Below are 7,876 nucleotides of genomic sequence, written 5' to 3' on the forward strand. Positions count from 1 at the left end.
GAGGAAGCCACCTAGCTGGTGTCCCACGAAGACGAAGCCGAACAGCGTGGAGATATAGCGCACGCCGAACACCTGGCTTACCAGGCCGTTCGTTAACGGCACGGTGCCCAGCCAGGTCAGGCCCATCACGAAGGAGAACACATAGATGCTCGCTTCACTCAGCGGAGCCGTGATGAAGGCCAGCATCGCCGCGGCGCGGATCAGGTAGAGATAGGCCAGCAGATGCTTGCGGCGATACAGGCTGCCCAGTTGTCCGCACAAATACGTCCCCGCCACATTCGCCAGCGCGACCAGCGCCAGAGCCGCCACGCCGACGTTGGCAGAATAGCCCTTGTCGCGCAAGTAGGCCGGGAAGTGGCCGGCAATGAAGGCGAGCTGAAAACCGCAAGCAAAGAAGCCCGCATTCAGCAGCCAGAAGCCGCGATGCCCCAACGCCTCCCGAATCGCCGCGCCCATCGAGCCAGCATCGCCAGCCGCGAGTCGTCCCCCGTCGCCGCCGGGACGAGCGGCGGCGTCAATGGCCGCGCTATCGTCCAGCGAAAACGCGAGCGGCGCGGCGAGGGCGAGCACGAACGCGACCGCGATGAGCGCGCCCATCCAGCCCACGCTGGCGATCAGCCCCTGCGCTGCCGGCACCATGGCAAACTGTCCAACGCCACCGACCGCTCCCGCCAGCCCCAACGCCCAGCTGCGCCGCGACGGCGAAACGATGCGGTTCAACGCGCCGTACACGGTGCCGAAGGACGTCCCCGCCAGCGCCATCCCGATCAGCAGCCCGCCGGACAAAGCTAGTTCAGTGCTGCTCCCCGCATGCGCCATGAGGTACAAGCCAATCGCATACAGCACGCACCCGCCCAGCAGCACGCACCGCGAGCCGAAACGGTCGGCCAGCATGCCGGTAATCGGCTGCATCAGCCCCCACACCAGATTCTGCAAAGCGATGGCCAACGCAAAATCCTCGCGTCCCCAACCGCGTGCGGAGGTCATCGGCAGCATGAATAAACCCTGCACGTGGCGCATGCCCAGAGCCAGTCCCATGATGATGCCGCCGCACAGCACCGCAGCGAGCGGTGACTTCAAAAATTTCATTGATGCTCTCCCGGAATTCAACTAATCCGAGCATAGCGCCGCGCAGCAAGGCGCCGCGAGCGTTCATTTGGCATGTCATCCATGCGCTGTGTGCATGGATAGGATGCGAAATCAGCGTTGGCACGAGCGCCGCAGTGAGCGCAGAATGAAGGCGTACAAGGAGTGCGTCATGAATATGCTGATGACTTTACAGGCCCGCCAGATGGCATCCCTCTCGCCCGAAGGCACCGTGCGCGTGCGCTGCCTTCGCGGCATTCTGTGGATCGTGGGGCAGCGCGACGGCGAAGACTGTGTGCTGGAAGCCGGCCAAAGCGTGCTGCTGAACGCCCAGCAGCACTACCTGTCCAGCGTGCACCGCAACGACGCGGTGTCGTTCGAACTCAGAACGCAGCAGAACCGCTCAGCGGCCGGCGTGCTGGCGCGCTTTGGGCAGCGCCTGCGCCAGCTCCTGTGAGGTCGACGCCAGCTGCTCCACCAGCCAGTCTCGGAACACGATCACCTCCGCACGCGGCTCGGCTTCGGCCTGAATCAGCCAATAGCTGTAAGCGGGCACGCTGCGGCGGCGTTCGTGCTGAGCCACCAGCCGGCCATCTTTCAGGAGGGGCAGAATCAGCGGCACGCGGCCCAGCGCCACGCCATGCCCTTCCACCGCGGCCTGAATCAGCTGATCGTATTGATTGAACTGCAGCGTCCCTTTCGGCTTGCGCAGTAGCTGCCAGTCTTCCAGCCATTGCGCCCAATGCAGCCAGGGACGGCGCCGGTCATCGAGATCCAGCAGCACCTGGCCAAGCAGCTCGTCATCGCCGGCGAAGGCACTGGCCGCCACTGCCGGACTGGCAACCGGCACCACGTCCTCATGGAACAAGTGAATCGCGTGCTCGGGCGGAGCTGACGTTGGACTGTAGCGAATGGCGAGATCCACGCCCTCCTGCGCCAGATCCATCACGCGATTGCTGGCCGCCACGCGCACATCGATGTCGGGATGCGCCGACAGAAAAGCGCCCAGCCGCGGCAGAATCCACAAGGCCGCTACGCCAACGCTGGCCGAAATCGTCACCGGCCGCGCGCGGCGCTCACCGCGCAGCGACTCTGCCAGCTCACCCAGCCGGTCCATCCATGGCGAAGCAAGCCGGAACAGCTGCTCGCCGGCCGGCGTCAGCGCGATGCTGCGGTTACTGCGCGTGAACAGGCGCGTACCGAGGCGTTCTTCCAGTGCCTGAATCTGGCGGCTGACCGCCGACTGCGTCAGGCACAAATCCTCGGCCGCCGCCGTGATACTCAACCGCCGCGCAGCCGCGACAAAGCCACGCAAGGCATCCAGCGGTGGCAGCGATAAAAGCGGGTGCGGCATGCAATCTCCTCATGGCAGCCGCAGCCCGTGCTACGGCGTTCGCTCATGCGGATGATTGTAGATCATGTGGTGCAGCCATGCCGACGGGCACTTGCTGTGCTCGCCCATTGCGTCGGCGGCCGGCCATCAGCGACAGCTCTACCTGCTGCTTCTCGGCTTTGCTGGTGACACTCTTCAACTCCTTCGACATCTGTTCTGCCTGCAGGGCGTGCAGGTCCAGGCCGATCTGCAGCGCCGAGGTGGCCAGCACTTTCACTTCGTCAGGACGGAAGTTTTGATGATCCCCTTTCCCACCCAATACAACAAAGCCGATCAAGGCGCCGCGATGGGTCATGGGAAGAAGCAGTTCGCCTGGCAGACGCGGCGTGTGATGTTGAGAGTGGATGGGCATTAATAAGGCACGCAAGGCGATAGCTATCGGCTCGTCCTTGTTTATCGAGGTTGGGCATGAACGAATTTTTCCGCGCACGAGTTCAAAGTTCCCATCCGAATTGTTGATCTTGTAAATGGCGCAGTCGCCGTGTCTGGTGAAATGGACCAGTGCGACGCGGAATGCCGTCAGCAAGGCATCGTCCGATGTGAAATGCTCGGCCTTGGCAACGAACTGCTTTAGCCGCAATTCATTGTGATGCCACACGGAGAAAATATATTCTTCAACCAGCTTCTCTACCTTGTGATGCAGATAATGGTAAAGGACAAACAGGCTAAGCAATGCAAGCACGGCGAGGGCGTCGCCCCCGATGCCTTTAACGAATTCCTTGACGTGATCGTGCGCAAATAATTCCCAGCCGCCTAGCAGCAAAATCATCAACAGGCTGGAAAGGCCATACACCACCAAGCGGTTCACGGCGAAATCGAAATTAAAGACGCGATGTTTCAGCGTGGCGTACGAAAGACCAACGTACATGGCGCACTGCCCTCCCAGCGCGATGAATGCGGTTGCGGTGGAGACATCTGCCGGCCAGGGTATCCACACGACGATGCTAGGGATCGCACACAAGAGCGTGGATGCCAGCAGCCATCCGTGACGGTGCCGGAATTCTCCCGTACTTTGACGCAGGCCATCGATCAGACTGATGAGCGTTACGATCAATCCGAACGCTGCGCAAAACAGCAGACCCGGCAAAAGCGATTCGGTCAGGAACTTCATGACGGGATGGGCCGTCAACCCAAAGCTCCAGCAAATTCCTGCAAGCGCAGTGAGTGAAGCAATGGCCAGCAAGACGTACCGCGAGTGATTCAAGGCCGTACGCAAATGAGATTCGTGGTAAGGCTGGTAACCCAGCGCGAAGACGACGCAAAAATACCAGATGAACGGCAGGGCACCGTAGCAGACTGCCTTCTCGGTCATGATGAGCCAGCCCCATGGCCCAAAGCTGGAAGTGATGAAATACAGTGCACCAAATCCCAGAAACATTTGGCTCAACGCCTGGTAGGGCTTGTTTTGCGGGCGCTTCAGCGCGACCAGCACACAACAGCCAATCGACAATGCACTCAGTACGGTGCGACTGAAGACATCCGCCAGCTCATAGCGATTAAAAGGGCGCTTCATTGCAACCAGATGATCCGGCTCCGGCGCCGAGATCCGAATTCCCGCTGATTCGCCTGCCTTGAACTGGCGCCATCTGTCTTCGGGGTTTGTAAAACTGAGCTGCGTCCCTACGGGAAGCGTCGCCTCTGTGTCTGGATCAAGGGACTTCACGCGTAGCTCATTAAAGCCCGGCTTGGTGAAGCTATTGCCGTACTCTTTTTCGAGAATGAAACCAAGCGAACCGTGTCTATTCCAATGAGACAAACCGGTAAGCAGGTCGAACAGGATTAAACTGGACAATATGACGACGAGCGTGCCGATCATCCATTGCCACTGAAGTGTATTTCGCCTTGAGCGTGACATGGCGAGACCTCTTGTTCTTATTACGGGAGATGTCTTTTCGCATCAACCTCCTATGAGTATAGCGATGGAAATAGAGCCCGCTGGAAATCCGGCCGCTTGCATTTTGCTACTGTTGCGTTTGCTGTAGGAGTGCGCCGGTGTCCGCTTGCGTCTCATGTGCACCGGTCGTGAAGGGCCGCGTGTTCTTGCGCCGGCCGGCCATGATTTCCAGTTCGCGGCGGGCTTGTTCGGCTTGCAGCTCCAGCGCGCGCACTTCGTGTTCCAGGGCTTCCACGCGGAGGGCGTGGATATCAAGGCCGATCTGGTGCGCGGCGAAGGCCATCACCTCGATCTCGTCCGGGCGATAGCTCTCCTGCTGCGATTTCGCGGACAACAGAACAAAGCCGTTCAGCGTACCGCGATGGCTCATTGGCAGCACCAGCTCGCCCGGCACGCGGCCCTGGAAAGCGTCGAGCGGTGTGGGCGCCATGTCGGCGCGCAGGGCAACCACCAGCTCGTGGTTGGGATCAACTTCTTCCGGTGCGCTGCCCATGGTGCCATTCATCAGCGCGTAGTGGCCGCTGGCCTGGCGCAGATAGATGGCGCAGCCCGCCTGCGCGGTGAAGCGGTCTATCGCCGTACGGAAGGAGGACAGCAGCGGATCAACTTCCGTAAAGTGTGCTGCCTGCTTTACGTACAGGCGCAGCTTGTGTTCGTTGTCGTGCCACTTGTAGAAAAAGATCTTTTCCACCCAGCGTTCGATGCGTCCGTGCAGCTGGTGGAAGACCAGGTAGACCGTCAGCGCAATGGCCGCATCCATCAGCAGGCTTTTGTGCGCATGTTCTTCGCCTTTGATCAGGGACTTGGACAGGAACTCCAGCAGACCCACAGAGCACAGCAGCAGCACGCTGACCACGCTGTACACCATCGCGCGGTTGACGGCGAAATCGAAATGGAACACGCGGTGCCGCAGCACGGCATAAGCAAAGCCGCAGTACATCAGAATCTGTCCAGTGAGCGCGGCGAACACGGTCAGCCGCAGGCCATAGATGCCGTAGTCCAGATCCGGAATCCAGACCAGGGTGCTCGGCACGGCGCCCACCAGTGAGGACGCCAGCAGCCACACGTGGCGCTGGCGGATCTCGCCGCCGCTTTGCAGCAGGCCTTCGACCATGCTGGTCAGCGAGAACAGCATGCCGCCGCCTGCGCTGAGCAGGAGGAAGAAGCCGAGCAGCGGCGCCTCGTTCCCCAGCGTCCACCATACGCCGTAAGCGGCGCTGCCCAGGCACAGCACGCGGAACACCGGCAACGCACTATTCAGCCAGCGCCGCAGCTTGAGCGGACGGTACGGCTGATAGCCAAGCGAGAAGCGCACACACCAGTACCAGAGCAGCGGCAACAACGCCAATCCGGCCGTCTTCCCTGCCTGGAGCATGAGGCCGGATGGCGCGTAATGGAAAGTCATGAAGAAAACACCCGCAGTGCCGAGGAAGGTCAGTGCCAGTGCGCGGTAGGCTGGCTTGTCGCCTTGCTTGAAGCCGATCATCAGGCAGAACAGCAGCGACACAAAGCAGGCCAGCGTTTTTTCCCAATACTCGAAATACTCCGCAAAGCCGATTGGCGAGGACACTGCCGTCACCTGCAAATGGCGCGGAATCCCGTTGCGGTAAATCGTCAGGCCCACGGACTCATTGACACGGAAGCGGCGCCAGCGATCCAGCGTGTGATCGAAGCGCAGCGTATCGCCAGCTTGTGCGCCCGCCGCTTCCAGCGGAGATTGCGGTTCGAAAGCGATGATGTGCAGATAGTGCGTGCCGGGCGGCGTCGACTGGCGGCTGAACTCCGTGTCCAGCTCCACGCGCAGACTGCCGCGCACGCCCTCCAGCATGAGCGGGCGGATGGCATAGCCCAGGTCGGAGATCACCAGCATAGCCATGCACAGCGCCATGACCGCATTCAGCCACTTCCATGTTGCGGGTGCAATTCGGAACGACATCATGAGTGCCTCTCTCGATGAAAGGTGCTGCGCGGGCGCGCCGCCAATCGACGATTATATGGTTAGAATGCTGTCCATATGACAACCCTCGACGAAAAACTTTTCAAGGATGTAACAGCCTGGACGCGCTGGCTGGAGAAGGAACACGCGAATTGTCCCGGCATCTGGATGCGCATCGCGAAGAAAAGTGCCGGTGAGCCTTCCGTGCAGTATCCGGAAGCCCTGGATGTCGCCTTGTGCTTCGGCTGGATCGATGGCCAGAAGAAGAGTATCGATGAGAACTACTGGCTGCAGAAGTGGACGCCGCGCGCCGCGCGCAGCATCTGGTCCAAAATCAATCGGGAGAAAGTGCAGGCCTTGATCGACAAAGGCCTGATGCGCGAACCCGGCATGCGCGAGATCGAGCGCGCCAAGGCTGACGGCCGCTGGGAGCAAGCCTACGATTCATGGAGCGCCGCCACGGTGCCGGGTGATCTGCAGGCCGCGCTGGACGCCAGCCCGAAAGCGAAGAAGTTCTTCGCCACCTTGAACAGCCATAATCGTTACGCCATCCTGTTCCGCACACACAGTGCCAAGCGCGCCGAAACGCGGGCGAAGCGCATCGCCGAATTCGTCGCCATGCTCGAACGCGGCGAAACGATTTATCCGCAAGCCTGAGCGGGCTTGGCGACCTTCAGATTGTGGTCGCCAGGCCGAAGTAACGCGATTAGCGGCGGTAGCGATCTGCCGGCACTTCGCGCGACAGTTTCGGACCCATTGCCAGGCGCGCGTTGTTCAGGCTTTCCCACTCGGCCGCATCCGGCAGCGACGGGATGGTGATCACTTCACCCAGATCCAGGCCGGCCAGCGCTGCATCCACCAGGTCATCCACCTGCATCACGATACCGGTCGGCAGATGGGTGACCGGCACGCCCGCCTTGTCCCAGAACGGGGTTTCGATCGCGCCTGGCAGCACGGCCTGCACGCGCACGCCCTTGCTGCCCAGTTCATGCTGCAGCGATTGGGTCAGGGCCAGCACGAAGGCCTTGGAGCCGCCGTACACGCCATTCAGTAGTTCCGGCGCCAGCGCCACGATGGAGGCGATATTGATGATGGTGCCGCTGCCTTTCGCGRCAAGGCGCGGCGCCACAGCGCGCGCCAGACGGGTCAGCGCTTTCACGTTCAGGTCGATCATCGCGTCCAGGTGATCGATGGTGGAATCGATCAGCGGGGCGGTGGCGCCCAGGCCCGCGTTATTCACCAGCGTGGTGATATTGGCATCGTCGGCCAGACGGCCCTCGACTTGGGCCAGTTGGGCCGGATTGGCCAGGTCGGCGGCGATGGTTTCGACGGCCACACCGTGCTTGCTGCGCAGCTCCGCAGCAAGCGCATTCAGCTTGTCCGCATTGCGGGCCACCAGAACGAGGTTGAAGCCGCGGCCTGCGAGGCGGTCTGCGTACACTGCGCCGATGCCGGTGGATGCGCCGGTAATGAGGGCGGTTTGCTTGTTTGTCATGACTTGCTCCTGTAAAGATTTGGTTGACATTGGCAGTGTAGAGCCCTAAATTGAGTCCCATTGGACGTATTT

7 protein-coding genes are annotated in these 7,876 nt (G+C 61.1%); 2 read left to right on the plus strand and 5 right to left on the minus strand.

Annotation, left to right across the window (positions count from 1 at the left end):
• Nucleotides 1–1,089, minus strand: a 1,089-nt coding sequence (locus tag AB4Z11_RS15850) for an MFS transporter (protein WP_442026209.1), incomplete at its 3' end; no start/stop codon positions are given.
• A gap of 169 nt (nucleotides 1,090–1,258) precedes the next feature.
• On the opposite strand from AB4Z11_RS15850, the gene AB4Z11_RS15855 reads away from it, so the two are divergent.
• The gene (locus tag AB4Z11_RS15855) at nucleotides 1,259–1,543 is read left to right on the plus strand and encodes a DUF2917 domain-containing protein (RefSeq protein WP_442026210.1); all 285 of its coding nucleotides are present in this window, start codon (nucleotides 1,259–1,261) and stop codon (nucleotides 1,541–1,543) included.
• On the opposite strand, the gene AB4Z11_RS15860 is transcribed toward AB4Z11_RS15855, so the two are convergent.
• The 3 genes from AB4Z11_RS15860 to AB4Z11_RS15870 all read right to left on the minus strand — a co-directional run bounded on the left by AB4Z11_RS15860 (nucleotide 1,490) and on the right by AB4Z11_RS15870 (nucleotide 6,312).
• Nucleotides 1,490–2,440 (minus strand): LysR substrate-binding domain-containing protein, encoded by a 951-nt coding sequence (locus AB4Z11_RS15860; RefSeq protein WP_442026211.1) that lies wholly within the window; start codon nucleotides 2,438–2,440, stop codon nucleotides 1,490–1,492. The genes AB4Z11_RS15855 and AB4Z11_RS15860 overlap by 54 nt on opposite strands.
• A 43-nt stretch (nucleotides 2,441–2,483) precedes the next feature.
• The gene (locus tag AB4Z11_RS15865) at nucleotides 2,484–4,295 is read right to left on the minus strand and encodes a hypothetical protein (RefSeq protein WP_442026212.1); all 1,812 of its coding nucleotides are present in this window, start codon (nucleotides 4,293–4,295) and stop codon (nucleotides 2,484–2,486) included.
• Between the two features lie 145 nt (nucleotides 4,296–4,440).
• Nucleotides 4,441–6,312, minus strand: a complete 1,872-nt coding sequence (locus AB4Z11_RS15870; RefSeq protein WP_442026213.1) for a hypothetical protein — start codon at nucleotides 6,310–6,312, stop codon at nucleotides 4,441–4,443.
• Between the two features lie 75 nt (nucleotides 6,313–6,387).
• Between AB4Z11_RS15870 and AB4Z11_RS15875 the strand changes: the two genes are divergently transcribed.
• Nucleotides 6,388–6,966, plus strand: coding sequence for a YdeI/OmpD-associated family protein (locus AB4Z11_RS15875; RefSeq protein WP_442026214.1), 579 nt, complete (start codon nucleotides 6,388–6,390; stop codon nucleotides 6,964–6,966).
• Nucleotides 6,967–7,015: 49 nt separating this feature from the next.
• Here AB4Z11_RS15875 and AB4Z11_RS15880 read toward each other — a convergent pair whose 3' ends face one another.
• Entirely contained in the window at nucleotides 7,016–7,804 is a 789-nt protein-coding gene (locus tag AB4Z11_RS15880) for an SDR family NAD(P)-dependent oxidoreductase (protein ID WP_442026215.1), read from the minus strand.
• Between the last annotated feature and the right edge of the window lie 72 nt (nucleotides 7,805–7,876).

Origin of the sequence: Pseudoduganella sp. RAF53_2 (assembly GCF_052113985.1) — a bacterium.
Lineage (GTDB): Bacteria > Pseudomonadota > Gammaproteobacteria > Burkholderiales > Burkholderiaceae_D > Rugamonas.